At 63.8% G+C, this 23,468-nt stretch carries 25 protein-coding genes; 11 read left to right on the top strand and 14 right to left on the bottom strand.

The features are described 5' to 3' along the window. Window positions 1–48 precede the first annotated feature (48 nt). The 3 genes from ACVCNR_RS01180 (at window position 49) to trmFO (ending at window position 2,131) form a co-directional block, all read left to right on the top strand. Complete coding sequence (locus ACVCNR_RS01180; RefSeq protein ID WP_354195727.1) at window positions 49–189, top strand: DUF1127 domain-containing protein; 141 nt, start codon at window positions 49–51, stop codon at window positions 187–189. Between the two features lie 48 nt (window positions 190–237). Next, the gene (locus ACVCNR_RS01175) at window positions 238–378 is read left to right on the top strand and encodes a DUF1127 domain-containing protein (RefSeq protein ID WP_354195729.1); all 141 of its coding nucleotides are present in this window, start codon (window positions 238–240) and stop codon (window positions 376–378) included. 343 nt (window positions 379–721) lie between these two features. Continuing rightward, entirely contained in the window at window positions 722–2,131 is a 1,410-nt protein-coding gene (gene trmFO / locus ACVCNR_RS01170) for a methylenetetrahydrofolate--tRNA-(uracil(54)-C(5))-methyltransferase (FADH(2)-oxidizing) TrmFO (RefSeq protein WP_447073501.1), read from the top strand. An 11-nt stretch (window positions 2,132–2,142) separates the two neighbouring features. Here trmFO and ACVCNR_RS01165 read toward each other — a convergent pair whose 3' ends face one another. From ACVCNR_RS01165 to yajC, 4 genes are all read right to left on the bottom strand, one after another. Then, on the bottom strand, window positions 2,143–2,988 hold the full coding sequence (locus ACVCNR_RS01165) for a phytoene/squalene synthase family protein (RefSeq protein WP_447073499.1): 846 nt from the start codon (window positions 2,986–2,988) through the stop codon (window positions 2,143–2,145). A gap of 4 nt (window positions 2,989–2,992) precedes the next feature. Beyond that, window positions 2,993–3,382: an Mth938-like domain-containing protein gene (locus ACVCNR_RS01160; protein ID WP_354195735.1), complete on the bottom strand. Its 390-nt coding sequence runs from the start codon at window positions 3,380–3,382 to the stop codon at window positions 2,993–2,995. 40 nt (window positions 3,383–3,422) lie between these two features. Continuing rightward, window positions 3,423–5,987, bottom strand: coding sequence for a protein translocase subunit SecDF (gene secDF, locus ACVCNR_RS01155; protein ID WP_447073497.1), 2,565 nt, complete (start codon window positions 5,985–5,987; stop codon window positions 3,423–3,425). A 62-nt stretch (window positions 5,988–6,049) separates the two neighbouring features. Next, window positions 6,050–6,385, bottom strand: a complete 336-nt coding sequence (yajC, locus tag ACVCNR_RS01150; RefSeq protein ID WP_354196021.1) for a preprotein translocase subunit YajC — start codon at window positions 6,383–6,385, stop codon at window positions 6,050–6,052. Between the two features lie 177 nt (window positions 6,386–6,562). Here yajC and ACVCNR_RS01145 point away from each other — a divergent pair, with 177 nt between their 5' ends. Next, a complete protein-coding gene (locus ACVCNR_RS01145) occupies window positions 6,563–7,477 on the top strand; it encodes an ATP-binding protein (RefSeq protein ID WP_354195739.1) in 915 nt (304 codons plus the stop codon). A 142-nt stretch (window positions 7,478–7,619) separates the two neighbouring features. Here the strand turns inward: ACVCNR_RS01145 and ACVCNR_RS01140 are convergent, their stop codons facing one another. The 4 genes from ACVCNR_RS01140 to serS all read right to left on the bottom strand — a co-directional run bounded on the left by ACVCNR_RS01140 (window position 7,620) and on the right by serS (window position 11,648). Next, the gene (locus tag ACVCNR_RS01140; RefSeq protein WP_447073495.1) at window positions 7,620–8,837 is read right to left on the bottom strand and encodes a peptidoglycan DD-metalloendopeptidase family protein; all 1,218 of its coding nucleotides are present in this window, start codon (window positions 8,835–8,837) and stop codon (window positions 7,620–7,622) included. A gap of 107 nt (window positions 8,838–8,944) precedes the next feature. Then, window positions 8,945–9,592: a protein-L-isoaspartate(D-aspartate) O-methyltransferase gene (locus ACVCNR_RS01135; protein WP_447073493.1), complete on the bottom strand. Its 648-nt coding sequence runs from the start codon at window positions 9,590–9,592 to the stop codon at window positions 8,945–8,947. Next, window positions 9,589–10,344, bottom strand: a complete 756-nt coding sequence (gene surE, locus ACVCNR_RS01130) for a 5'/3'-nucleotidase SurE (protein ID WP_447073492.1) — start codon at window positions 10,342–10,344, stop codon at window positions 9,589–9,591. The genes ACVCNR_RS01135 and surE overlap by 4 nt, the downstream gene beginning before the upstream one ends. Then, entirely contained in the window at window positions 10,344–11,648 is a 1,305-nt protein-coding gene (serS, locus tag ACVCNR_RS01125; protein ID WP_447073490.1) for a serine--tRNA ligase, read from the bottom strand. Before serS ends, surE begins: the two co-directional genes overlap by 1 nt. Window positions 11,649–11,853: 205 nt before the next feature. Between serS and ACVCNR_RS01120 the strand changes: the two genes are divergently transcribed. Next, entirely contained in the window at window positions 11,854–12,549 is a 696-nt protein-coding gene (locus ACVCNR_RS01120) for a fumarylacetoacetate hydrolase family protein (protein ID WP_354195749.1), read from the top strand. A 57-nt stretch (window positions 12,550–12,606) separates the two neighbouring features. Here ACVCNR_RS01120 and ACVCNR_RS01115 read toward each other — a convergent pair whose 3' ends face one another. Together ACVCNR_RS01115 and ACVCNR_RS01110 are read right to left on the bottom strand one after the other, a co-directional pair. Further along, the gene (locus ACVCNR_RS01115; RefSeq protein ID WP_354195751.1) at window positions 12,607–13,107 is read right to left on the bottom strand and encodes a MaoC family dehydratase; all 501 of its coding nucleotides are present in this window, start codon (window positions 13,105–13,107) and stop codon (window positions 12,607–12,609) included. Between the two features lie 164 nt (window positions 13,108–13,271). Further along, window positions 13,272–14,564, bottom strand: coding sequence for a DUF445 domain-containing protein (locus ACVCNR_RS01110; protein WP_447073488.1), 1,293 nt, complete (start codon window positions 14,562–14,564; stop codon window positions 13,272–13,274). Between the two features lie 154 nt (window positions 14,565–14,718). Here ACVCNR_RS01110 and speB point away from each other — a divergent pair, with 154 nt between their 5' ends. Genes speB through ACVCNR_RS01095 form a run of 3 tightly spaced genes read left to right on the top strand, consistent with a single transcriptional unit; the run spans window position 14,719 to window position 17,508 of the window. Further along, on the top strand, window positions 14,719–15,708 hold the full coding sequence (gene speB / locus ACVCNR_RS01105) for an agmatinase (RefSeq protein ID WP_447073487.1): 990 nt from the start codon (window positions 14,719–14,721) through the stop codon (window positions 15,706–15,708). Between the two features lie 28 nt (window positions 15,709–15,736). Next, the gene (gene argC, locus ACVCNR_RS01100; RefSeq protein ID WP_447073486.1) at window positions 15,737–16,669 is read left to right on the top strand and encodes an N-acetyl-gamma-glutamyl-phosphate reductase; all 933 of its coding nucleotides are present in this window, start codon (window positions 15,737–15,739) and stop codon (window positions 16,667–16,669) included. Further along, complete coding sequence (locus ACVCNR_RS01095; RefSeq protein ID WP_447073484.1) at window positions 16,666–17,508, top strand: aminoglycoside phosphotransferase family protein; 843 nt, start codon at window positions 16,666–16,668, stop codon at window positions 17,506–17,508. The genes argC and ACVCNR_RS01095 overlap by 4 nt, the downstream gene beginning before the upstream one ends. Here ACVCNR_RS01095 and ACVCNR_RS01090 read toward each other — a convergent pair. Continuing rightward, window positions 17,492–18,586, bottom strand: coding sequence for a COX15/CtaA family protein (locus ACVCNR_RS01090; RefSeq protein ID WP_447073483.1), 1,095 nt, complete (start codon window positions 18,584–18,586; stop codon window positions 17,492–17,494). The two genes, ACVCNR_RS01095 and ACVCNR_RS01090, sit on opposite strands and share 17 nt — an antisense overlap. Window positions 18,587–18,738: 152 nt before the next feature. Here ACVCNR_RS01090 and ACVCNR_RS01085 point away from each other — a divergent pair, with 152 nt between their 5' ends. Further along, window positions 18,739–18,969 carry a DUF2842 domain-containing protein gene (locus ACVCNR_RS01085; protein WP_354195763.1) on the top strand — a complete coding sequence of 77 codons (231 nt, stop codon included), beginning with the start codon at window positions 18,739–18,741 and terminating at the stop codon, window positions 18,967–18,969. Between the two features lie 73 nt (window positions 18,970–19,042). Here the strand turns inward: ACVCNR_RS01085 and ACVCNR_RS01080 are convergent, their stop codons facing one another. Then, window positions 19,043–20,881, bottom strand: a complete 1,839-nt coding sequence (locus tag ACVCNR_RS01080; RefSeq protein ID WP_447073481.1) for a L,D-transpeptidase family protein — start codon at window positions 20,879–20,881, stop codon at window positions 19,043–19,045. A 188-nt stretch (window positions 20,882–21,069) separates the two neighbouring features. On the opposite strand from ACVCNR_RS01080, the gene ACVCNR_RS01075 reads away from it, so the two are divergent. After that, window positions 21,070–21,465 carry a rhodanese-like domain-containing protein gene (locus ACVCNR_RS01075; RefSeq protein ID WP_447073479.1) on the top strand — a complete coding sequence of 132 codons (396 nt, stop codon included), beginning with the start codon at window positions 21,070–21,072 and terminating at the stop codon, window positions 21,463–21,465. A 101-nt stretch (window positions 21,466–21,566) separates the two neighbouring features. Here ACVCNR_RS01075 and ACVCNR_RS01070 read toward each other — a convergent pair whose 3' ends face one another. After that, the gene (locus ACVCNR_RS01070) at window positions 21,567–22,481 is read right to left on the bottom strand and encodes an alpha/beta hydrolase (RefSeq protein WP_447073477.1); all 915 of its coding nucleotides are present in this window, start codon (window positions 22,479–22,481) and stop codon (window positions 21,567–21,569) included. 48 nt (window positions 22,482–22,529) lie between these two features. On the opposite strand from ACVCNR_RS01070, the gene ACVCNR_RS01065 reads away from it, so the two are divergent. After that, complete coding sequence (locus tag ACVCNR_RS01065) at window positions 22,530–22,991, top strand: MarR family winged helix-turn-helix transcriptional regulator (protein WP_354195771.1); 462 nt, start codon at window positions 22,530–22,532, stop codon at window positions 22,989–22,991. 45 nt (window positions 22,992–23,036) lie between these two features. On the opposite strand, the gene ACVCNR_RS01060 is transcribed toward ACVCNR_RS01065, so the two are convergent. After that, window positions 23,037–23,396 carry a gamma-butyrobetaine hydroxylase family protein gene (locus ACVCNR_RS01060; RefSeq protein ID WP_354195773.1) on the bottom strand — a complete coding sequence of 120 codons (360 nt, stop codon included), beginning with the start codon at window positions 23,394–23,396 and terminating at the stop codon, window positions 23,037–23,039. Between the last annotated feature and the right edge of the window lie 72 nt (window positions 23,397–23,468).

Genomic DNA, 23,468 nt, shown 5'->3' with positions numbered 1-23,468 from the left:
GCGTACGAAGACGACAGAAACCGCAAGAACAATAAGACGAGCAAGACCATGAACCTGATCCGCAATTACCGCAACTGGCGCCGCTATCGGGAAACCGTTTCCGAGCTGAGCCGCCTGAGCAACCGTGAACTGAACGACCTCGGCATCAGCCGCGGCGACATTCACTTCGTAGCCCGCAAGTCGGTCTAACCCCTTCGGGGTGGCCATCACCCCGAACAGTTTCGCTGGTAAAAGACGATGAACCTGATCCGCAGCTATCGCAATTGGCGTGCTTACCGCAACACGGTACATGAGCTGGATCGTCTGTCTAACCGCCAGCTCGATGATCTTGGAATATCGCGCCACGAGATCGAACAGGTCGTGCGCCGGGTGTTCTAGGAACGAGATTTCATCGAGGCGACCTCCTCCCCGCCCCGATGGATAAGGTCAGCCCCTCCTCCTCCCAATAAAGGCTGACCACCCAAACGGCGCCCGCCGGACCTCCTCCCCCGGCGGGCGCTGTTAAAACCCGAGATTTAGCTCCCCCTGGAGCAAAGAGTTTCGTCGAAGCCGACCTCCTCCCCGGCAACGACGATCGGTCGATCTTCTCCTCCTCCCTAGGATCGACCACCCAAACGACACCCGCCGGACCTCCTCCCCCGGCGGGTGTTGTCGTTTCGGGACCCCACGGCCAAGCGTGCCGCACATTGCATTCCACCAGCCAAAGGATTAAGTGCGCGGCATGAGCATCAAGCCCGTTCACATCATCGGCGGCGGCCTTGCCGGATCGGAGGCCGCCTGGCAGGCGGCGCAGGCCGGCGTCCCCGTCATCCTCCACGAAATGCGGCCCTTGCGCGGCACCGACGCCCACAAGACCGAGGGCCTGGCCGAACTCGTCTGCTCCAACTCGTTTCGCTCGGACGATGCCGAGACCAATGCGGTCGGGCTCCTGCATGCCGAGATGCGTCTCGCCGGCTCACTCATCATGGAATCGGGAGATACCCATCAGGTCCCGGCCGGCGGCGCGCTGGCGGTCGACCGCGACGGCTTCTCGGAAGCTGTGACGGCGAAGCTGGAATCACATCCGCTCATCACCATCGTGCGGGAAGAGGTGTCGTCGCTGCCGCCCGAGGAATGGGACCAGGCGATCATCGCGACCGGCCCGCTGACGGCCCCGGACCTTGCTGCGGCCATTGCCGCGAAAACGGGCGCCGACGCGCTGGCGTTCTTCGATGCGATCGCTCCGATCATCCATTTCGACAGCATCGACATGAATGTTGCCTGGTTCCAGTCGCGCTACGACAAGGTCGGCCCCGGCGGAACCGGCAAGGACTACATCAACTGCCCGATGGACAAGGCCCAGTACGATGCCTTTATTGAGGCGCTTCTCGCCGGCGCCAAGACCGAGTTCAAGCAGTGGGAAGGCACCCCCTATTTCGACGGCTGCCTGCCGATCGAGGTGATGGCGGAGCGTGGCCCGGAAACCCTGCGCTACGGCCCCATGAAGCCCATGGGGCTCACCAATGCCCATAACCCGACCGTGAAGCCCTATGCCGTCGTGCAATTGCGCCAGGACAACGCGCTCGGCACGCTCTACAACATGGTCGGCTTCCAGACCAAGCTGAAGCATGGCGAGCAGGTCGCCATCTTCCGCACCATCCCGGGGCTGGAGAATGCCGAGTTCGCCCGGCTGGGCGGGCTGCACCGCAACACCTATATCAATTCGCCGGAACTGCTGGACGGTACGCTTCAACTGAAGGCACGGCCGGGCCTGCGTTTTGCCGGCCAGATCACCGGCTGCGAAGGCTATGTCGAAAGCGCCGCCATCGGCCTGCTGGCCGGACGCTTCGCCGCTGCCGCGCGGCAGGGCCGTCCGCTTTCGGCTCCGCCGGTCACCACCGCCTTCGGTGCGCTGCTCAACCACATCACCGGCGGCCACATCGTCTCGGACGACGAGCCCGGCAAGCGCTCGTTCCAGCCCATGAATGTCAATTTCGGCCTGTTCCCGCCCGTCGAGGTGCCGAAAGTCGAAGGCAAGCGCCTGCGCGGCAAGGAAAAGACCTTGGCCAAGAAGCGAGCCATGACCGCGCGCGCCTTGCAGGATTGCGGCGCATGGCTGGCCACGGGCGAAGTTACAAAGGCCGCCGAATAACCTTCCGGCGGCTACCGCCAGCCCCGCATGGCATGGCGCCACAAAAGCCAATGACGGCGCAGATGCGAAAGTGAGATGCCGCCGTCGAGAACGGCGCTCTCCCTGCCCTCCATGCGCCGCAGCCAGGCGGATGCCATGGCCAGCGGCAGATAGGCCGGGCGCAATGTCTCGGGAAGCGATGCTGCATTCTTCTCGAAAGCCGACAGATGCTCCCTCGCCAGCGCGACCATGGCCGCCACGGCGCGCTTCGCCGTTTCGGCGTTCTCGCCCTTGATGAAATCCTGCGGTGAAGTACCGACCGCCCGGAGGAGATCTGCCGGGATGTAGCACTGGCCTCGCGCCCGATGCAGCGGCAAAAGCAGAAGCAGACCGGTCATGGCCTGCGCGCAGCCGGCGTGCCCCGCCAGTTCGGAAAAGCCGGACGCCTTGTCCGGGTCGAGCACCACGGACGCCAACTGTATGAGAGTGCACGCCGTTTCGCCGCAATAGCCTTCTAGATCGGTGCGCGAGGGCATCGGATCGTCGTAAAGGTCGAAAATCCGGGCTTCGAGATAGTTTTCGAAGGCAGGCAGCGGCAGGCTGTAGTCCTTGATTGTCGCGCGAAGAGCGTCGGCAACCGGTTGCCCGGTCTCTTCGCCTGGATAAGGGGCGGCTAGCATATCGCGCCACCATTGCAGCCGAACCTCGCCCGGCAGGGCCTCCCTGATACGGTCGCGCACCCCGGCAATCTCGGCGTTGAAGGCATAAAGCGCCATCAGCGGCGCGCGTTTCCCGGGCGGAGCGTAGAGAGTGGTCAGATAGCGGTCGTGATCGGCCTCGCGCACGGCCTGCGTGACCAGTGACGAAGCGTTTTCCATGGAATCAGTCGACGGCGATGAGTGCGGCCGCAACGGCGCGGTCGTCGGCAAGCAGCACGTTGTAGGTGCGCACGGCCGCACCGGTCGACATCGGGTCGGAGGTGATGCCCGCTTCCTTCAACGTCGCGCGCAAGTCTCGCGGGATGGGGCGCAGATCCGGGCCGGTGCCGACCAGGAAAATCTCGACATCGGCCGCCTCCGCGAGGAGGCGGCTGAAATCATCGGCGGTCAGCCTGGCCGGATCCTGCGGCTCCCAGCCATAGATGCCGGAGGGAAGGCACAGGATCGACCCTTTGTGCGACATATCGGCAAAGCGGAATCCGCCGTTGCCATATGCCTCAATGGGCGCACGACCGGGGAAATGCGCTTCGCGTATGACGATGCCCTGCCCCATCTGCAATCACCGCCGGCCCTTGCCTTCCGCAGCCATTCGCTCAGCCGCCCGAGGCGGGAGCTATCGTGGACGACGGTCCCTTCTTGGACGTGTCTTCCTTCTCGAACAAACCCGGACGCAGCTTGAACAGGATCAGCATCGGGCCGGCAATGAACACCGACGAATAGGTGCCCACGAAGACGCCGACGATAATGGCGAAGACAAAGGACGATATCACCTCGCCGCCGTAGAGATACAGCGACAGCAACGCCAGCAACACGGTCAGGCCCGTCAGGATCGTACGCGACAGCGTATGGTTGAGTGCCAGATTGATGACTTCTTCGATCGGCATCTTCTTGTATTTTCGCAGCATTTCGCGAATGCGGTCATAGATCACGACGGTGTCGTTGATCGAATAACCGACCACTGTCAGGATGGCTGCAACACTGGAAAGATTGAACTCCAGCCCGAAGAACACATAGATGCCGACGATGACGATCACGTCATGGGCGGTCGAAACCACCGCGCCGACGCCGAACTGCCATTCGAAGCGGAACCAGATGTAGATCAGCAGCGCCAGCATCGAGACCAGGATACCGATGGTGCCGGTCTTGGCCAGTTCGCTGGAGACGGTCGGGCCGACGGTTTCGACCCGGCGGAAATCATAATCCTCCGCGAATTCGCTCTTGATCTTCTCCACGGCGGATTGCTCGGCATTGTCGCCGGCATCCTGTGCGGCGACGCGCACCATCAGTTCGCCTTGGTTGCCGAATTCCTGCACCTGCACATCGCCGAGATTCAGTTCCTCCAGGCGCGAGCGCACATCGGCGGCGTCCGCCTGCTGCGACTTCGCCTGGATCTCGATCATCGACCCGCCCTTGAAATCGACGCCGTAGTTGAAGTCCGTGACGAACATCATGGCAACGATGGCGACGGAGACGGCACCCGACAGAGCAAAGGCCCAGTTGCGGAAGCGCATGAACGGCAGCGACGGTTCCAGCGGCAGATAGTGCACGAGGCCCTTGGGGAATTCGGTGGGCCGTGCGCGCTTGATCCAGAATGCCACCATCCAGCGCGTCAGGGTGAAGGCGGTGAACACGGTGGTGACGATGCCGATGCCGAGCGTGACCGCGAAGCCGCGCACCGGGCCGGTGCCGATGTAGAACAGGATCACCGCCACGATGAAGGTTGTCAGGTTCGCGTCCACCACCGTGGCAAGCGCCTGCTTGAAGCCCTGGTCGAAGGACTGGACTATGGATTTCCCGTAGGATCGCTCCTCGCGGACGCGCTCGAAGATGATGATGTTGGAATCGACCGCCATGCCCATCGTCAGCACGATACCCGCGATGCCGGGCAGCGTGAGCGTCGAGCCGAGCGCCGTCAGGATGGCGATCATCATGGCCACGTTGGCGGCCAGCGCCAGATTGGCGATGAGGCCGAGCCTGCCATAGACCAGCAGCATGCAGACGATGACCAGAATGGCACCGACGGCAGAGGCGAACTTGCCGGCGCTGATCGAATCCGCGCCGAGGCTCGGGCCGACCGTGCGCTCTTCCACGATGGTCAAGGTGGCCGGAAGCGCGCCGGCGCGCAGCAGAACGGCGAGGTCGTTGGCGCTCTGCGGCGTGAATGAGCCGGAAATCTGGCCCGACCCGCCGAGGATCGGCTCATTGATGCGCGGCGCCGAGATGACCTGGTTGTCGAGGATGATGGCGAACAGCTTGCCGGTGTTCTGCTGCGTCGCCTGGCCGAAGCGCGAGGCGCCCTTCGAATCGAAGCGGAACGAAACCACCGGCTCATTGGTGCGCTGGTCGAAGGTCGCCTGTGCGTCCACCAGATTCTCGCCCGAAACGATCACCCGGTTCTCGATGAGATAGGGGATCGGCGGATCATCGCGCGAGAACATGACGGTGGAGCCTGCCGGCGGACGCCCTTCCATGGCTTCCTGCACCGGCACCGTCTGATCGACCATCTGGAATGTCAGCTTCGCGGTCTGGCCCAGAATATCCTTCAGGCGCTGCGGGTCCTGCAGGCCGGGCACCTGGACCAGGATGCGGTCGTCGCCCTGACGCTGGACGATCGGCTCGGTGGTGCCGAGCTCGTTGACGCGGCGGCCCACCACCTCGATCGACTGGTTCAACGCCGTGGCGGTGCGATACTGGATGCCCGCATCCGTCATGGTGAAGCGGAGCACGCCGGGCTCCGGTTCGTCCATGGACATTTCCGTTACGCTGCCGGAGCCGAACAGGCCGGAGGAAACCGGCGTGGTCAGCGATGTCAGCGCCGCCTTGGCGGCCGCTACCTGGCCGGCATCGCGGATGCGCACCTGCACGACCTTGCCGGTGCCCGATAGGCCCGTATAGCCGATACGCGCATCACGAAGCTGTGTCCGGATTTCGTCTCGCGCACTTTCCAACTGGGCCTTGATCAGGTCGTTGGTATCGATCTTGAGCAGGATGTGCGACCCGCCCTGCAAATCGAGGCCGAGCGTCATCTGCTTGGTCGGGAACCAACTCGGCAGCGAGGAGATCAGCGACTGCGGATAGATATTGGGCAGGGAAAGCAGCACGCCCAGCAGGACGACGGCCCAGATCGAAAACGTCTTCCAGCGCGAGAAATAAAGCATAAGTCGAGAACCTGTTGGCGTGCCCGTAGGCTATGCAATGGGGCCATCGGCCCGCATTACGGTTATTTCTTGGCGTTCTGGTTCGCCACCGGCTCGCCCTTGACGCGGACGTCGGCGATGGTCGAGCGCAGCGCAGTCACCTTCATCCCGCCCAGGTCGATCTCGAGCTCGTTGTCGTCGATGACCTTGGTCACCTTGCCGACGAAACCGCCGCCGGTAACCACCGTATCGCCCCGACGAATGGCCGCAAGCATCTCGCCGCGCTTTTTCATCTGCGCGCGCTGCGGGCGGATGATGAGGAAATACATTACCACGAAAATGAGGATGAAAGGCAGTATGCTGACGAACATATCGGGTGCGCCGCCTGCGGCCTGCGCGTATGCCGGGGTCACGAACATGAACAACTCCTGGATTGTAAGGAAAGCCGCAATCCGGCCAGAAAATCCGGCCGGAATATAGTCGCTCAAGCAGCCATTGCAACCGCGCTCGGCGGCCAATCCCGCGCTTTTCGCTCCATTCCGTGCGTGCTACAGCCTGTTCGTTCCTCAATTGACAGATACGAAACAATATTACCCATGACCGATAACAACATCGACATCCTCACCCGCAAGCTCGACCGCCTGATCGAGGCCGTGAACCGCCTGGCGCCGCCGCAGGCGCCGCCGAGCGACCTCGAAGCGGCCGATTGCTTCGTATGGCAGGCCGAAATGTCGTTTCTGGAGCCGGTGCACAGCGTCAACCGCGTCGACATCGACCTGATCAAGGGCGTGGATCGGGTGCGCGACATATTGGTGGACAACACCGAGCGCTTCGCCGCGGGCCTGCCCGCCAACAACGTGCTTCTGTGGGGCACGCGGGGCATGGGCAAATCGTCGCTGGTCAAGGCTGCCCACGCGACAGTCAACGCTTCGGCCAAAACCGACAAGCCCCTGAAGCTGATCGAGATTCACCGCGAGGACATCGACACGCTGCCGAAGCTGATGTCCATCCTGAAGGCCGCGTCCTATCGCTTCATCCTCTTTTGCGACGATCTCTCGTTCGACCACGACGACACCTCCTACAAGTCCCTGAAAGCGGCGCTGGAGGGTGGTGTCGAGGGGCGTCCTCACAACGTGATCTTCTATGCGACGTCGAACCGTCGGCACCTGTTGCCGCGCGACATGATCGACAACGAGCGTTCGACCGCCATCAATCCGTCGGAAGCCGTGGAGGAAAAGGTGTCGCTGTCGGATCGCTTCGGCCTGTGGCTCGGGTTCCACAAATGCTCGCAGGACGACTATCTGGCCATGGTGAGCGGCTATGCCGGCCATTACGGGCTGGACGTGGAGGAAGAAAACCTGCGTGCCGAGGCCTTGGAATGGGCGACCACGCGCGGCAGCCGCTCGGGCCGCGTCGCCTGGCAATTCATCCAGGACCTGGCCGGCCGGTTGGGCAAGCCGCTGGATCCCCATGCGACCGGCAAATCGCGCGCAGCCGATCCGGCGGTTTGATCGAACATCGGACGGAGAAGCGACCACCGCCTTTCCGTCCCTCCTTTCCTGCCAACTGAAAAACCCGCCCTTTTCAAGGGCGGGTCGAGCGGGCGGGCCGGACTGGAGGTCAGGCGGCCCGCTACGGGTCGGGTCGTTCCTGTTATTCCAGGAGGGTCGACGGATCGACCGGCGCCGAATTCTTGCGGACCTCGAAGTGCAGCTTGGGCGACGTGGCGTTGCCGCTCATGCCCGAAAGCGCGATCTGCTCACCGCGCTTGACCGTCTGGCCGCGCTTGACGTTCAACTCGCTGGCATTGCCGTAGACCGTCACCAGCCCGTTTTCGTGCCGCACCAGAACGGTATTGCCAAACTCCTTGAGGCCATCGCCGGCATAGATGACGACGCCGTTTTCGGCCGCCTTGACCGGCGTGCCCTTCGGCACCGAGATATCGATGCCGTCGCCGCCCTGTCCGAAGCCGGAAATCACCCTGCCCCGCACCGGCCAGCGCATCTTGCCGATGCCGGTCGAATCGGGAGCGGCCGCGCCGTCGTCCTCGACCTGCTCGACAGCCTTGGTCGCCTGCTTGGGCGGCGTGTAGGAGGCAAGCTTCTCGCTCGGTGTCTGCTGCTGGGCGACCGGCGGCGTGGAGGCTGTCTTGACCGGATCGACATTGGCCGGCTTTGCAGCCGCCACCGTGGGCGTGGTCGCCGCCGCACCTGCCGCACCCGGGAGCTTGAGGGTCTGGCCGCTGCGAATATTGCCGTCGGCAAGTCCGTTGGCCTGCTGCAACGCAGCCACGCTCACTCCGGTCTTGCGCGAGATTGCCGACAGCGTATCGCCCTGCTGCACCGTGTAGCTGCCGCCAGCGGCCGGCTTGGCCGGCTGCGGCTGGGCCGCCACCTGCTGGGGCTGGGTGAGTGTCGGCGCATTCGCGAGTCGCTTTGTCTCTTCGCCGGCGGACTGGAACGGCTTGTTGGACGGTGTCGGCGCGGGCTGCGCCTGACGGACGGTCCCGGTTGTCGTGGTATCGACCGCCGGAGCGGAAGCCACCTGAACCGGGGCCGGCGCAGGAGCCGGCTGGGCCTGTGCGACGGAAGGCTGCGAAGGCGGCGGCAGCGAAGAGCGTCCGACCGAACCGGAGCTGTAGCCACCGCCCGTCGACACAGGCTGGGCAGCGACATCGCCGGGGTATGGCTGGGAAGCCTGCCCGTAGTTGCCGACATTGGCCTGCGGCGTCGAGGCCGTGGTGATGCCATCCAACCCATCGGCGAAGCGCATTGCGCCCGAACTGCAACCCGATGCTGCGGCGGCAATCACGAGGACGGCACAGCCTCGCGCCAGATTGCGCCCTTTTGCCTTCAAAACGCTGAACTGCATGACACTACCCGCGCTGACCCGGAACGAACTGGGTACGATTAAAGCGCGTTAATGTTACTGGTCGGTTAAACCATTAAATTCAGCGGAAATTTTCTTAAAAGCTGTGGTCAAATGACGGCTGCGATGCCGTGAAGGATCGGCTGAAGGCGCACGATGCCGATGTCTTCGCGTTCGAAACGGCTACCCACCTTGGTCAGCTTGGCCACCACCTGCTCGCCCTCCTCCGGCCCGATCGGCGCGATCACCACGCCGCCGCTGGACAGTTGCTCGAGCAGGAAACGCGGCAGGCTCTCGAAGGCTGCCCAAACCACGATGCGGTCGAAAGGCCCTTCGTTGGGCAGGCCGTTGGACCCGTCGGCATGGCGGACGATGACGTTGGAGATGCCGAGCGCCTCGAAGCGCTGGCGCGCCTGATCGGCCAGCGTCCTGTAGCGCTCGACGGTCACCACCCGCCCGGCCACCCGGGACATGACGGCGGCCGTGTAGCCCGAGCCGGTGCCGATCTCCATGACCCGCATGCCCGATTCCAACGCCATGGCGGCGAGGATGGCCGCCTGGATGTCAGCGCCCTCGATGGCCTCGCCGCACTCGATCGGCAGCATGCGCTCCGACCAGGCGACCGCACTGAACTGTGGCGCCAGAAAACCGCGCCGCGGCGTGGCCTCGATCGCGGCGATGAGCGCCTTGGGAACGGTTCCCTTGCCGCGCAGGCGCAGCAGGAAGGCGGCAAACCCCTCGCGATCGTCGTCCGTCATGCCAGAGCCTTGGTCAACTGATCGCGGATTTCGTAGGCGGTGAAGTCGAGTTGCAGCGGCGTGACCGAGACATGGCCGTTCTCGATCGCATGAATGTCGGTGCCGGCCTTGCCGTTGCTTTCGCCCCGGCCGAACCGCATCCAGTAATATGGCAGGCCGCGCCCGTCGCGGCGTTCGTCGATCCACAGGCGATGAACGACCTTGCCCTGCGATGTCACCTGCGTTCCCTTCACGTCCTGCGGCGCGCAATTGGGGAAGTTGATGTTGATGAGCACGCCTTCCTGCTGCGGCATGGCCAGAAGCTTCTTCAACAGGGCAGGCGCAAGCGCTTCCGCCGTCTCGTAAGGCACGACGCGCTCCTCGCCGTCATGGCTGGCCTGGCTCAAGGCGATCGAGCGAATGCCGAGCAGCGTACCTTCCATGGCGCCGGCCACCGTTCCCGAATAGGTCACGTCGTCGGCGATGTTGGAGCCGGAGTTGATACCCGACAGAACGAGGTCCGGCATGCCGGGCAGGACCTTGCGGGCGCCCATGATCACGCAGTCGGTCGGCGTGCCGCGCACGGCATAGCGCTTCTCGCCGATCTTGCGCAGGCGCAGCGGCTCCGAGATCGACAGCGAGTGCGCATAGCCGGACTGGTCGTTCTCGGGGGCCACGACCCACACATCGTCCGACAGCGTCCGGGCGATACGTTCAAGCGATTCAAGGCCTTCGGCATGGATGCCGTCGTCGTTCGTGAGCAGGATGCGCATTATTTCACTTCGATCTTTTCGAGACCGCCCATATAGGGCCGCAGGGCATCGGGAACAGCGATGGAGCCGTCCTCGTTCTGGTAATTCTCCATCACCGCGATCAGCGCGCGGCCGACGGCCACGCCAGAACCGTTCAGGGTATGGACGAACAGGTTGCCCCGGCCGTCCTTGTCCTTGTAACGGGCATTCATGCGCCGGGCCTGGAAATCGCCGCAGACCGAGCAGGAGGAGATTTCGCGATAGGTCTTCTGCCCCGGCAGCCACACTTCGATGTCGTGGGTTCGGCGCGCGCCGAAGCCCATGTCGCCGGTGCACAGCACGACGGTGCGGAACGGCAGGCTCAGGCGCTTCAACACCTCTTCGGCGCAGGCCGTCATGCGCTCGTGCTCCTCGATCGAGCTTTCGGCGTCGGTGATCGACACCATCTCGACCTTGTAGAACTGGTGCTGGCGCAGCATGCCCCGCGTGTCGCGGCCGGCGGAACCGGCCTCCGAACGGAAGCACGGGGTCAGTGCGGTGAAGCGCATCGGCAGCTTTTCGTGCGCCGTGATCTCCTCGCGCACCAGATTGGTGAGCGGCACTTCGGCGGTGGGAATGAGGCCCAGCCTGTTCTCGCCGTGGGGCACGAAGAACAGGTCTTCCTCGAATTTCGGCAGATTGCCGGTGCCGAACAGCGCATCGTCGCGCACCAGCAAGGGCACCTGCACCTCCGTGTAGCCATGCTCGGTCGTGTGCAGGTCGAGCATGAACTGGCCGAGCGCCCGTTCCAGCCGCGCGAGCTGGCCCTTCAGCACCGTGAAGCGCGAGCCGGACAGCCGCGCCGCGCGCTCGAAGTCCATGAGCCCGAGCGCCTCGCCAAGGTCGAAATGCTCGCGCGCCCAGTTGGGAGGCGGCGTGACCTTGCCGACCTTGCGCAACTCGACATTGTCGTTCTCGTCCTTGCCCACCGGAACATTGTCCAGCGGCAGGTTGGGAATCACGGCGAGCGCGTCGTTCAACGCCTTGTCCAGACGGCGCTCTTCCGCCTCCCCGTCCTGGATGAAGGATTTGATGTCACCGACCTCGGCCTTCAGCTTCTCGGCCAGTTCCATGTCCTTGGCGGCCATGGCCTTGCCGATCTCCCTGGAGGCGGCATTGCGGCGCTCCTGCGCCTGCTGGAGCTTCAGCACATGGGCGCGGCGCGCCTCATCGCGGGCGACAAGGTCATCTACCGTCGACTTCGCCTCGGCCTGCGACCACGAACGCTTCGTCAGTGCACCGACAAGAGCGTTGGGGTTCTCGCGAATCCACTTGATGTCAAGCATGGCAGGCCTGTTCCCTGGTGAAGTGTCATGGGCCTAAACCGCATCCCAAGACGTTTCAAGCTTGGGCCATGCAGGGACCGCAATTTTTCACCGATTGGCCCGTTTCTCGATGTCGCTTCTTGCCGATCCGGGGAATTGGGAGGAATGTGCGCTTCGCCGCGCACGGCAAAACAGAATCACAGCAAGCGCGAAAGTCCAAGAGCCGATGACCGATTTCGTCCTGCCGCCGCCGCCCGTCCCTTCCGTCGCCGTTCACGACAGCAGGCAGCGCTTCGCGGTGCGGCGCATCTTCTGCGTGGGGCGCAATTATGCCGCCCATGCCCGCGAGATGGGCAATGACGAGCGCGAGCCGCCCTTCTTTTTCACCAAGCCGGCCGACGCCCTCGTGGATTCGGGCAGCACCATTCCTTACGCCGCACTGACCCAGAACCTTCATCACGAGATCGAACTGGTGGTCGCCATCGGCAAGGGCGGCGTACTGATCAGCCGCGACGCGGCGCTCGACCATGTCTGGGGCTACGGCGTCGGCATCGACCTTACCCGGCGCGACCTTCAGGATGTGGCCAAGAAGATGGGCCGGCCATGGGATTGGGCCAAGGCGTTCGACCAGTCCGCGCCGTGCGGGCCGCTTGTGCCTGCACAGGCCAGCGGCCATCCACAGAAGGGGCGCATCCGGCTTGCCGTCAACGGTGAGGTGCGCCAGCAGGGCGATCTCGCCGACATGATCTGGCCGGTGCCGGACATCGTGGCGATCTGCAGCGAAGCGGTGGAGTTGCAGCCGGGCGACCTGATCTTCACCGGCACGCCTTCCGGCGTCGGACCCGTCGCCGTCGGCGACCGCCTCAGCGGCGAGGTTGAAGGCGTCGGCACGGTCGAACTGGAAATCGGACCGCCACGTTAAACAGGGGCATTCTGGCGAACGCGCCCCTGCGGCTCCAGTTCGCCGGACGCAAATACCCTAGGAGGCCGAGGTGCGTGGGCCGGCCTTCCGGCGTCTTTCGTAGAACATCACCAGGGTCTCCGCGATCAGCGCCGGCTTCTCCTCGCCCTCGATATCAATGGTGTTGAGGAATTTCATCAGATACTGGCCGGGCGCCTTCTCCTGCATCGACAGCAAGGTGGCGCGCAGGCGTACCCGGGAGCCGACACGAACCGGCGACAGGAAGCGCACCTTGTCGAGCCCGTAGTTGAACGCGGCTTGCGTGTTCTCCGGAATGGCGTCGATTTCCTGGCAGAGCGCCCCGATGATCGACAGCGTGAGATACCCATGGGCAATGGTGACGCGCAGCGGGCTTTCACGCTTCGCGCGCTCGGGGTCGACATGCAGCCACTGACGGTCACCGGTGCATTCGGCGAACTGGTCGATCCGCGACTGGTCGACCAGCGTCCACGCCGAAACGCCAAGCTCCTGCCCGATCATGGTCTTCAGTTCATCGAATGTCGGTGGTCGCTTTTCCATTTCGCCTTTCCGGCACATGCCGCACGCCTGTTTCACCCCCGGTTACGACAACCTGGCACCGAGGGCAATGTTTCCCGAAGACTGGCCAGACATTTCCCAGGAACCGGCTTCATCGAAAAGATCAACCGAGCTCGGTGAAATCCGGAGACCATTCCGATTCCTGTTCAGGTAAGGAATATCCTCTCGAAGACATAGAGCACCACGCCGGCAATTCCACCCACGATCATGCCGTTGAAGCGGATATATTGCAGGTCCTTGCCGATATTGATTTCGATCAGCCGGGTAAGCTGCGCAAGATCCCACCGCTTGACCTGATCGGCGATGAAGCTCGACACGCCGCTTTTCTGGCTTTCGACGAAAGCGGCCAGCGCCACGATGAAGCCGGCGTTCATGTCGGCCTTCACTTTCGGGTCCTGTGCCAGATGACGGCCGATCTCCACGAACATGTTGGTCAGATGCGACTGGATCGCCGTATCCTTGCCCGTCGCCCCCTGTTCGATGAAGCTGCGCAAGCTGCCCCACATGGTGCCGACCAGATCGCGCATCTCCGGTCGCGCCAGCAGGTCGCGCTTCAGCTTGTCGGCACGTTTGGCGTAGTCTTCCGACGTCTTGAGCTGGACGATGAAGCCCTGCACGAAACGGTCGAATTCCTCGCGCAGCGGATGGTCGGGGTCGGCCATGACGTCGTCCAGCAATGTTGCCGCCGAAGCGACGATCTTCTTGAGGAGATAGGCGTCGGCCCGGAAAAGGTTGAACAGCGTCGGCAGTTCGGCGCGGATCTTTTCCCGCATGGCCTGCAAGGCCTTCTCGTCGGCCAGGAAACCGGAGACGCCGCGCACCAGCTCGTCGAACAGCTTCTGATGCCCTCGGTCATGGGTGAAGGCCGACAGAAGATCGGCGGCAAGCGGTGCCACCTGCACCTTCTCCAGCTCGTCCATCAACCGGCGTCCGACGAATTCGCGCAACCCGGACTGCTCGACAGCCGCCAGCATCTGCGGCACCAGCCGTCCGACGAAGCGCGACAGGCCGGCGGCGCGTTTCTCGTCCGCCAGCCAGTCGGCCACAAGGGCCGCGAAATCCACCTGCCTGAGCTTTTCGCGCACCGGCCCGGGCGCCAGGAAATTCACTTCGATGAAACGGCCGAGATTATCGGCGATGCGATGCTGGTTGGCGGGGATGATCGCGGTGTGCGGGATCGGCAGGCCGAGCGGCCGCCTGAACAGCGCCACCACCGCATACCAGTCGGCCAGCCCGCCGATGGTCGCGGCTTCGGCGAAGGCCGCGACCAGCCCCATGGCCGGGTAGCTCGGCTCCAGCATCTTGGCCGCGGCGAACAGGGCAACGCAGCCCAGCAGCGCCGCCGCCGCAGCAAATTTGGTGCGCCGAAGCGCGGCGATCTTGGCTTGGTCCTGCAAGGCGGCATCGCCATGCGCGACATATGCTGTCGAATTTTCCATTGCATCGGCCCGTTCGATTCTCCCGGCCATTATCGGCCCGGCGATGTCATGCAGCTAGCGCCGCCCCTCCCAGCATTAAACCGCCGAGGCGCTGGCAAGTTGCCCGTCACTTCTGTACTTGTTGCACCCCGTCCCTGGCGTTCAAGGAGCGAGCATGCCTTCGAGGACCATCGACCATGCCTTCACCGCGCGGAGCCAGCGCGGCGCGGCCGCCGATCCCACCTATGCCGGCGCGCTGTCCTTCATGCGTCGCAAGTTCACCAAGGACGTATCCAACGCCGATGCGGTCGTCTGGGGCGTGCCGTTCGACGCGGCGGTCACCAACCGGCCGGGTGCGCGCTTTGGGCCGCAGGCGATCCGCCGCGCCTCGGCGATCCTCGACAACGATCCGCAATATCCGTTCTCACGCGACCTGTTCGAAAATCTTTCCGTGGTCGACTATGGCGACTGCCTGCTGGACAGCGGCAATCACCAGAAGACCCCCGCCACCATCGAGCGCGAAGCGACGAAAATTCTGAAATCCGGCGCCTTCCTGCTAACGCTGGGCGGCGATCACTTCATTACCTGGCCCCTGCTCAAGGCCCATGCCGCCATCCATGGCCCGCTGGCGCTGATGCAGTTCGACGCCCATCAGGATACATGGCCGGACGACGGCAAGCGCATCGACCATGGCTCCTTCGTCGGCCGGGCCGTCAAGGAAGGCATCATCGACCCCGACCGTTCGATCCAGATCGGCATCCGCACCCACGCGCCGGAAACATTCGGCATCAAGATTCTGCATGGCCATGAGGTGGAGGAAATGCGCGCCGCCGACATCGCCTATGCCATCGTGGAGCGCACCGGCGGCCGCAAGACCTACCTCACCTTCGACATAGATTGCCTCGACCCTGCCTTCGCGCCCGGTACCGGCACCCCGGTGGCCGGCGGGCCTTCCTCGGCCCGGATGCTTTCGACGCTGCGCCAGCTTGGACAGGTCGACATCGTGGGCGCCGATGTCGTAGAGGTTGCGCCAGCCTACGACCATGCCGATATTACCGCAATCGCCGGCTCGATGATCGCCATGCATTATCTCGGACTTCTGGCGGAACGGAAGGCCAAGCAGGAAGACGGCGCCAACAACACCCATTACGGGCAGGACATCTGAGTCCCTCCCGGCTTTCAGGCAGACAGGAATGAAACCGAAAATCTTCATCGACGGCGAACACGGCACCACCGGGCTCCAGATCCGCACGCTGCTGGCCGGGCGCGACGACCTCGACATCATCTCGGTGCCGGTCGAGCGCCGCAAGGAGAAGGCGGCGCGGGCCGAATATCTCAACGCCGCCGATGTCGCCATTCTGTGCCTGCCGGACGATGCCGCCCGCGAGAGCGTGTCGCTGATCGAGAACGATACGACGCGCGTCATCGACGCCTCCACGGCGCACCGCGTCGCCGAAGGCTGGGACTACGGCTTTGCCGAAATGGACAAGGAGCAGCCGGCACGGATCGCCGCCGCCATGCGCGTGGCCAACCCCGGCTGCTGGCCGCAGGGGCCGATCGCCACGTTGCGCCCGCTGGTCGATGCCGGCCTGCTGCCGGCCGACTTCCCTGTGACCATCAACGGCATCACCGGCTATTCCGGCGGCGGCCGCACCATGATCGAGGATTACGAGGCAAAGGGCGGGAATGCCTGCGAGTTCTTCCCCTATGGCCTCTCGCTCCAGCACAAGCACATTCCCGAAATCAAGGCCTATGGCCGGCTCACCCGCGATCCGATCATGCAGCCGGCAATCGGCAATTTCGCGCAGGGCATGATCACCATCGTGCCGCTACAGCTGGGAACGCTCGACTACATCCCGAGCGGCGCCGATCTGCATGCAGCCATTGCCGACCACTACGCCGCCATTCCGGGTTCCGTGGTGGAGGTCGCGCCCTACGAGCAGGTCGAGCGCGTGCCGGATATCGACCCCCAACGCTACAACGGCACCAACCGCATGAAGGTCTATGTGTTCGCCAATGACGATCGCGCGCAGGCGCTGCTCATTGCCGTCTATGACAATCTCGGCAAGGGTGCGTCGGGCGCGGCTGTACAAAATCTGGACCTCATGATCGGCAAGGATCTTTGACGACAAGGCCGGACTTTCCTCCCCACTGGAAAATAATCGGGGCGCGGCTGATTGCGGACACATTCAGCAGCCGGGTCTGGAAGGTTGCCCTCGAAGACGGCTCCCACGCCGTGGTCAAGGACCTGAAACCGTTCGACGACGTCGAGGACGAGCTGCGCGGCGCGCACCTGCTGGCATGGCGTGACGGCCATGGGCTGGTGCGCCTGCTCGCCCGGGACGGCAATCGCATGCTGCTGGAGTTCGCCGGCGAGCGGCATCTCACGCAAGTGCTGGAAACCGAGGGCGACGCAGCCGCCACGGAGATCGCCGCCGAGGTGATGCAGCGATTGCATGCGCCGGGCGAGAACCCTGCCCCATCCGGCTTGCAGCCGCTGTCCGAGCGCTATGAGGCCCTGTTCGCAAAGGCCGATCAGGATCGCGCTGCCGATATTGCCTCTTCCTATGTGGAGGCCGCCGCGCTGGCGCAGCAACTGCTCGACGATGCGCGTGGCATATGTCCGCTGCATGGCGATATTCACCACGAAAACATTCTCGAAAGCCCGCGCGGCTGGCTGGCCATCGACCCCAAGGGCGTGCTTGGCGACCCGGGCTTCGATGCGGCCAACCTGTTCTACAATCCGCTGGAGCGGGACGATCTGTGCATGGATGCCGAGCGTATCGCCCGCATGGCGGCGCAGCTTTCGCGCTCCATGGGCCAGGATCCGCGCCGGCTTCTCGACCACGCCTTCGCCTATGGCTGCCTCTCGGCGGCCTGGCATCATGGCGACGGCAATGCCGCCGACGAGGGCCGGGAACTGGCCGTGGCCGGCGCCATACGTGCGGTCAGGCCGGGTTTCTGATCTCGCCGGGCAACGGATAAGCGCCCTTGGTGCCGCGCCAATGCGCGGCGGCGAAGCCCAGCACCACCAGCGCGAAGCCCTGATGCGTCAGCGCAAGGTGCATGGGCACCTGCATCACCAGCGTGGCGATGCCGACGATCGCCTGTATCAGCACCAGAATGAACAGGAGCACGGCGCGGCGGGCGTGGGTGCTGCCCGGCAGGCTGCGGCCGGTGGCGACCATGTGCCACAGCGCCACCACGAACAGCGTGTAGGCGCCGATGCGGTGGACGAACTGCACCGTCTTTGGGTTTTCGAAGAAATTACGCCAGACCGGCTCAAGCAGCAGCAGGTCGCCGGGAATGACCTTGCCGTCCATCAACGGCCATGTCGTGTAGCTGAGGCCGGCGTGCAGCCCGGCGACCAGACCGCCAAGATAGATCTGCACCATGACCAGCAGCGTAAGAATGCCGGCCAGTCTTTGCGTCCGGCGCCCGGCCGGGGCTTGCGAATGCGGTGCCAGACCGCGGGCCACCACCATGGTGGCCATGAAGATCAGGGAGGCGATGGTGAGATGGGTGGCGAGCCGATACTGGCTGACCGAGACACGCTCGACCAGCCCCGACGCCACCATCCACCAGCCGATGGCGCCCTGCAAGCCGCCGAGCGCGAGAATGCCGATCAGCTTGGGCGTCAGGCCGCGCTCGACACGCCGCGTCACCCAGAAGAAGACCAGCGGAATGGCGAAGAGGAAGCCTACGCCCCGCGCCAGCAGGCGATGCGCCCATTCCCACCAGAAGATGCCCTTGAACTCGTCCAGGCTCATGCCGTGGTTGATCTTCTCGTACTGGGGAATCTGCTGGTACTTCAGGAATTCTTCCTGCCACTCCGCCTCGTTCAGCGGCGGGATGACGCCATGAATGGGCTTCCATTCGGTGATCGACAGGCCGGAGCCGGTCATGCGCGTCGCACCGCCGACGAGGATGAGGGCAAACAGGACGACCAGCACGCAATAGAGCCAGAAGCGGACCTGCGCGCGATTCCTCAACAGACGGTCCCGATCGGGCACGGACGATGCGTAATCGGCATTGGCAGCCATTGCGTGTCTCCAGCAACTCGAAGGAAGCGGCGGATAGGTGGACCATGGCGCGGTTGCTGGCAAGGCCGCACAGCGCGGCACGCCGTCGCGCCGCTTTGGCTTGCGCCAGGGATGGACAGGCCCTATGCGAAGGAAACGGAAAGGACCGCCAGATGCCAGTTCGTCTCAAAAAGCTGATCGGAACGATCCTGCTGGTGCTGCTCGTGGTGGTCTATTCCATCGTCGCCACACTGATCGCCGTGGCCCAGCTTTCGCAATCGGGGCCGGTCGTCCACCTGCTGTTCTTCCTGATCGGGGGGCTGGTGTGGATCCTGCCGGCAATGCTCATCATCAAATGGATGGTGCGCGAACCGAAGCCGCGCAAACCGGCGCGCAATGGTTAGAGAATTTCTCTAACCATTTGTTTTCACGCAATTCCGGACGCAAAACCGCTTCGCAGCTTTGCTGGAATTGCTCTTAACTCGACGGTGTACGCACCGCTTCGGTCGCGTCGATCGCCTGCCGCAGCCTTGCATCCCGGCCATAGACATCGCCGAAATACTCCACCTTGCCCGACATATCCGGCCAAGCGGTGAAATAGGCCACGTAGACCGGAATCCGGCGCGTCACCTTTTCGGTCGAATGTCCTTTTTTGAGCTTGTCGGCAATGTGGTCGACCGAGGTGCCGAGCACGGCGGCCGCCATGCCGCGCGGGTCCTGCAAGCGCACACAGCCATGGCTCAGCGCACGCATATCGCGCTGGAAGAACGATTTCTGCGGCGTGTCGTGCATGTAGATGGCATGCTTGTTGGGGAACAGGATCTTCAGTTCTCCCAGCGCATTCGCCTCGCTCGGCGCCTGGCGCACGTTGAACGGCACCTTGCCGCCATATTGCGACCAGTTGATGGAGGACGACGGGATGCGGCGCCCCTTCGCATCCGTCACCTCGTAGCCCGACCGGTCGAGATAGCCCGGATCGCTACGCAGCCGCGGCAGCATCTCGTTGACGATGATCGATTGCGGTACGCCCCAATAGGGATTGTAGTCCACCTGCTCGATCTCGTCGTAGAAGAAGCTGGTCTGGTTGGTGGTCTTGCCGATGACGGTGCGCGTCTTCAGCTTTTCCTCGCCGCCCTCGATATAGCTGGCGGTGAAGGCCGGCTGGTTGATGAACACGCGCGGACTGCCAAGGTCGGAAGGCAGCCAGCGGATCTGCTCCATGGCGATCCGCACTTTTTCCAGCCGGTCGGCCTTGGATTCGCCGGCCACCACGGAAACGGTGCGCGGGCCGATAATGCCGTCCGGCTTGAGGCCGGCCTTTTTCTGCACTTCCTCGAATACCGGCACCAGTTCGGGGTCGTAGGTCTCGCTGCCTGCCAGGCGCGCCAGCGTCTCGCCATGCCGGGTGCGCATCTCGTCATCGAGGCCGCGCTGGATCAGCGTCAGCAGCTTCGGCAACTCAGGGCTCGACTGGCCCGGTTTCAGCAACAGCTTTGGATCGACGACGATCTCGTTTTCCGCACTCGCCTCCAGGGCTTCGAGCTCGACGCGCAAGGCCTCGTATTCCGGATTTTGCGGATGGCGCGATTCCAGATAGGCGCGAACCTCGCGGGTATGGGCGAGAATGCCGAGGACACCGGGCAGGTTGATAGACTTGGCTGGGAAGTCATAGTAGCCCGAGATTCGGTTGGGCTGCACGCGGCCCTGGCGCGCATCGCGAACATATCGAAGCACCTTTGCCGACAAGGCCATCTCGAAGCGCATGAGATCGTCGGCGCCCGGCCCCGTGGCCGGCACGTCAACCGCATAATCGGCCGGCAAGAAACCGTGACTTGCCGCGTCGCCAAGCACGCGTACGGCTTCGCGGGCCTTGTCGTCGATGGCGCCGTTCGAAATCCAGACGAATTCCGGATTGGCGGTGTAGTGATCGACCAGCGCCTTGGCGATGGCCGGCTCGGCCAGCAACTGGAACCCTTCCAGCTCGCCCAGCGCCTGGCGGAACGCATCGGCATTATCCGCAGGTGTGAAAGCCGCCTTCTGCGGCACAGCCATCAGCGCCGTGAAATCCACCTGCGTCAGCTTGTCAGGCTTGTAGGTGTTGTAGCCCGGGCTCGAAATCCTGGTGATCGGCGCTGCTTTCCTGGGCGCCGGCGGTGGCGGGAACTCGCCTTTCAGAGGTGCCGATTGCCGTCTCGACTGCCCGCCGAACAGCATGTCCATCAGGGTCTGGGCATTCGAGGGCTGCGCGCCCATTGCAAGGCTCGCGCCAAGCACGGCCAGCGAAACGAGCCGTATCCTCTTCCCCAATAGCTGCATCAACGACCACCTGCTCTGGAAGCGACCCCGGCTTGTCGAGCGCATCGGTCCACCCGACCTTCCAAGGGCAATTATATTGATTCACCCCTGTTTGGTTAAATTTGTCTGAATTTTTCGGCCCGGGTGGCCACCAGCGGCTCGCTGTGCCATCAATTCCCGCCAGCAGACATTGAGTGGAGGAATGGCGCATGAAGAAGGGATTCCGTGCCTTGCTGGACGAGGCCAACGCCGAGGTCGATGCCATTTCGCCTGACGAGGCCGCCGCGCTTCTGGGCGACGAAAGCGTCACCTTCGTGGACCTGCGCGACCCGCGCGAGATCGAGCGCGAGGGCAACATGCCCGGCGCCCGGCACTGCACGCGCGGCATGCTGGAGTTCTGGATCGATCCGGAAAGCCCCTACCACAAGCCCTTCTTCGCCACCGGCAACACCTTCGTGTTCTTCTGCGCCGGCGGCTGGCGCTCGGCGCTCGCGGCCAAGACCGCGCAGGACATGGGCCTGGAGCCCGTCAAGCATATCGAGGGCGGCTTCGGCGCCTGGAAAAAGGCGGGCCTGCCGGTCGAGCCCGCAGTGAAGAAGTCGTGAAACCAAAAGCGCCATAACAATTCAGGTTCGCTTGCCGCTTTAGGTTGTTGTTTTCACACATATTTTACCTCGGAAACAGTTCCTGTTTCGAGAGATTTTCTTCAATGCAGCAGCATCCGCACCTGACGGTCGCGGGTGACAAAATCCACTGCCCGCCCGACGACGGTCTTGTCGGCGAGGATACGGCGATGGCCAAGCCCTTCCGCCCAGTGCACTTCGACGTGAGGTCCGGCACGGCCATAGGCTCGCGCCTGCTCGGCCGACACTTCGCGATCGTCCGGCGCGTGGATCACCAGCGTCGGCAGGGGAAGCCCTGCAAGCTGGCGGTCGCCGAGGAAGTCGCCGAGCGGCCTTCCCGAAATCTGCCGCACGCGATCCGCCATGATGTCCTGCGAGCGGGGGCCGACATTGAGCATGCGGCTGTAGCCCTCGAACACCAGCGGCAGCGAACTGGGCGCCGCGATCAGCACCAGCCGCTTCGTCTGCAAGGGGGCGATCCCGGCAATCGCGCCGGCTGCGGTGTTCACCGCCACCGCGCCGCCGAAGGAATGGCCCACCACCGCCTCGAAAGGTCCGAACCAGTCGCCCACGGCGCTCGCGGCCTCGACCGCATTGACCATGGTAAGCTTGCGGCCGCCCGACTGGCCGTGCCCTGGCAGATCGAGCGAAACCACCCGGTAGCCGGCATCGCGATAGCCGGCGATCAGGAACCGCATATATTCGGTGCGCGAGCGCCAGCCATGCAGCACGAGGACCGTGCCGGGCTTGCGCCGCGACGGTTCCGGACGGAATTCATGCGCCGTCACGCGCCCGTGGCGCGTCGTCAGGCAGTGCCGGCGGGCACCCTCCATGAAGTCTGCCGCACCCTGCACCGCCTTGCGCTCTCCCGGCGTCAGCTTGCGGGGATCGGGCGTGCGGCAAAACAGGGCGAAAGCGGCGCGACCCGTGACACCGGGAGCCAGCCTTTCGCCGACGCCGAACATGCACCGGATGACCTTCTGCCGAAATGGTGCCATAGTGTGAAATCCAAAACTGGTTCAACAGTGAACATTATTAGTTCAATAATGAACAATAAACAAGAGCTTCCCTGGGACAACCCCCGCTTTCGCAACTGGGTGTCGGTGGCGCGCGCCTGCCACGCGCTCGAACGCACGCTGGCCGTGCGGTTGGCTCCCCTGGACCTGAAGCCGGCGCAACTCGATGTGCTGATGAACCTCTATCGCCATCCCGGCATGTCGCAGCACGACCTTGCCCGGAAACTGCTGGTGGGGCGCTCGAACATCACCATGCTTTTGCCGCAGCTCGAAAAGCGCAAGCTGGTTCGGCGTGAAGGCGACCCCAAGGACAAGCGCATCCTGCGGCTGGCGTTGACGGCTTCCGGCACCGCGCTGCTGATGGACGCACTGAAGGTCTATAATGGGCTGATCGAGATCGCGATGGCCGAATCGACACCGGACCAGTGCGATCTGGTCGGGGACCAGATGCGACGGGTTGCCGAAGTGCTCGACAAGGCCCGCGAAGGATGATCCTACAGATTCGAGATAGCTTGCAACCTGCTGTAAAATACAGAATCAGCGGTTCCTGTCCCGGCTCAATCCCTTTTCGGCCAACTCATCCAGATAGGCCTGCCAGCGGCTATCCTTCTCCGTGCCGAGTTCGGCGAGATAGGTCCAGGTGAAGATGCCCGTGTCGTGGAAATCGTCGAACGTGATGCGCACCGCGTAATTGCCGACCGGATCGATGCGGGTGATGGCGACATCGCGCTTGCCCGGCACAGTCACCCGCTGCTCGGGCGAATGCCCCTGCACCTCCGCCGAGGGCGAGAGCACGCGCAGCATTTCCGCCGGCAGTTCGAACGGCTCGCTCCCCGGGAACGTGACGGTCAACAGCCTGCGGTCCTTCGAAACCCGCAATTCGCTCGGCGCGGTCATGGCGGCATCCTTTTCGACATGCGTCGGCTATCGTTACAGCACCCGCATGCCGGCCGCTACAGATGACGATAT

It is taken from the genome of Aquamicrobium terrae, assembly GCF_052978165.1.
The sequence above is the reverse complement of the archived record's forward strand: the minus strand, read 5'-3'. Positions and strand labels throughout refer to the sequence as shown.

Excerpts from the sequence above, each read along its gene's own strand:
- trmFO (WP_447073501.1), top strand. The coding sequence starts at position 722 with ATGAGCATCAAGCCCGTTCACATCATCGGCGGCGGCCTTGCCGGATCG.
- ACVCNR_RS01160 (WP_354195735.1), bottom strand. The coding sequence starts at position 3,382 with ATGGGGCAGGGCATCGTCATACGCGAAGCGCATTTCCCCGGTCGTGCG.
- ACVCNR_RS01110 (WP_447073488.1), bottom strand. The coding sequence starts at position 14,564 with ATGGAAAATTCGACAGCATATGTCGCGCATGGCGATGCCGCCTTGCAG.
- ACVCNR_RS01075 (WP_447073479.1), top strand. The coding sequence starts at position 21,070 with ATGAAGAAGGGATTCCGTGCCTTGCTGGACGAGGCCAACGCCGAGGTC.
- ACVCNR_RS01080 (WP_447073481.1), bottom strand. The coding sequence starts at position 20,881 with ATGCAGCTATTGGGGAAGAGGATACGGCTCGTTTCGCTGGCCGTGCTT.
- speB (WP_447073487.1), top strand. The coding sequence starts at position 14,719 with ATGCCTTCGAGGACCATCGACCATGCCTTCACCGCGCGGAGCCAGCGC.
- ACVCNR_RS01175 (WP_354195729.1), top strand. The coding sequence starts at position 238 with ATGAACCTGATCCGCAGCTATCGCAATTGGCGTGCTTACCGCAACACG.
- ACVCNR_RS01085 (WP_354195763.1), top strand. The coding sequence starts at position 18,739 with ATGCCAGTTCGTCTCAAAAAGCTGATCGGAACGATCCTGCTGGTGCTG.
- serS (WP_447073490.1), bottom strand. The coding sequence starts at position 11,648 with ATGCTTGACATCAAGTGGATTCGCGAGAACCCCAACGCTCTTGTCGGT.
- ACVCNR_RS01140 (WP_447073495.1), bottom strand. The coding sequence starts at position 8,837 with ATGCAGTTCAGCGTTTTGAAGGCAAAAGGGCGCAATCTGGCGCGAGGC.
- ACVCNR_RS01115 (WP_354195751.1), bottom strand. The coding sequence starts at position 13,107 with ATGGAAAAGCGACCACCGACATTCGATGAACTGAAGACCATGATCGGG.
- ACVCNR_RS01065 (WP_354195771.1), top strand. The coding sequence starts at position 22,530 with ATGAACAATAAACAAGAGCTTCCCTGGGACAACCCCCGCTTTCGCAAC.
- ACVCNR_RS01180 (WP_354195727.1), top strand. The coding sequence starts at position 49 with ATGAACCTGATCCGCAATTACCGCAACTGGCGCCGCTATCGGGAAACC.
- ACVCNR_RS01145 (WP_354195739.1), top strand. The coding sequence starts at position 6,563 with ATGACCGATAACAACATCGACATCCTCACCCGCAAGCTCGACCGCCTG.
- ACVCNR_RS01120 (WP_354195749.1), top strand. The coding sequence starts at position 11,854 with ATGACCGATTTCGTCCTGCCGCCGCCGCCCGTCCCTTCCGTCGCCGTT.
- secDF (WP_447073497.1), bottom strand. The coding sequence starts at position 5,987 with ATGCTTTATTTCTCGCGCTGGAAGACGTTTTCGATCTGGGCCGTCGTC.
- ACVCNR_RS01060 (WP_354195773.1), bottom strand. The coding sequence starts at position 23,396 with ATGACCGCGCCGAGCGAATTGCGGGTTTCGAAGGACCGCAGGCTGTTG.
- ACVCNR_RS01090 (WP_447073483.1), bottom strand. The coding sequence starts at position 18,586 with ATGGCTGCCAATGCCGATTACGCATCGTCCGTGCCCGATCGGGACCGT.
- surE (WP_447073492.1), bottom strand. The coding sequence starts at position 10,344 with ATGCGCATCCTGCTCACGAACGACGACGGCATCCATGCCGAAGGCCTT.
- argC (WP_447073486.1), top strand. The coding sequence starts at position 15,737 with ATGAAACCGAAAATCTTCATCGACGGCGAACACGGCACCACCGGGCTC.
- ACVCNR_RS01070 (WP_447073477.1), bottom strand. The coding sequence starts at position 22,481 with ATGGCACCATTTCGGCAGAAGGTCATCCGGTGCATGTTCGGCGTCGGC.
- yajC (WP_354196021.1), bottom strand. The coding sequence starts at position 6,385 with ATGTTCGTGACCCCGGCATACGCGCAGGCCGCAGGCGGCGCACCCGAT.
- ACVCNR_RS01165 (WP_447073499.1), bottom strand. The coding sequence starts at position 2,988 with ATGGAAAACGCTTCGTCACTGGTCACGCAGGCCGTGCGCGAGGCCGAT.
- ACVCNR_RS01135 (WP_447073493.1), bottom strand. The coding sequence starts at position 9,592 with ATGACGGACGACGATCGCGAGGGGTTTGCCGCCTTCCTGCTGCGCCTG.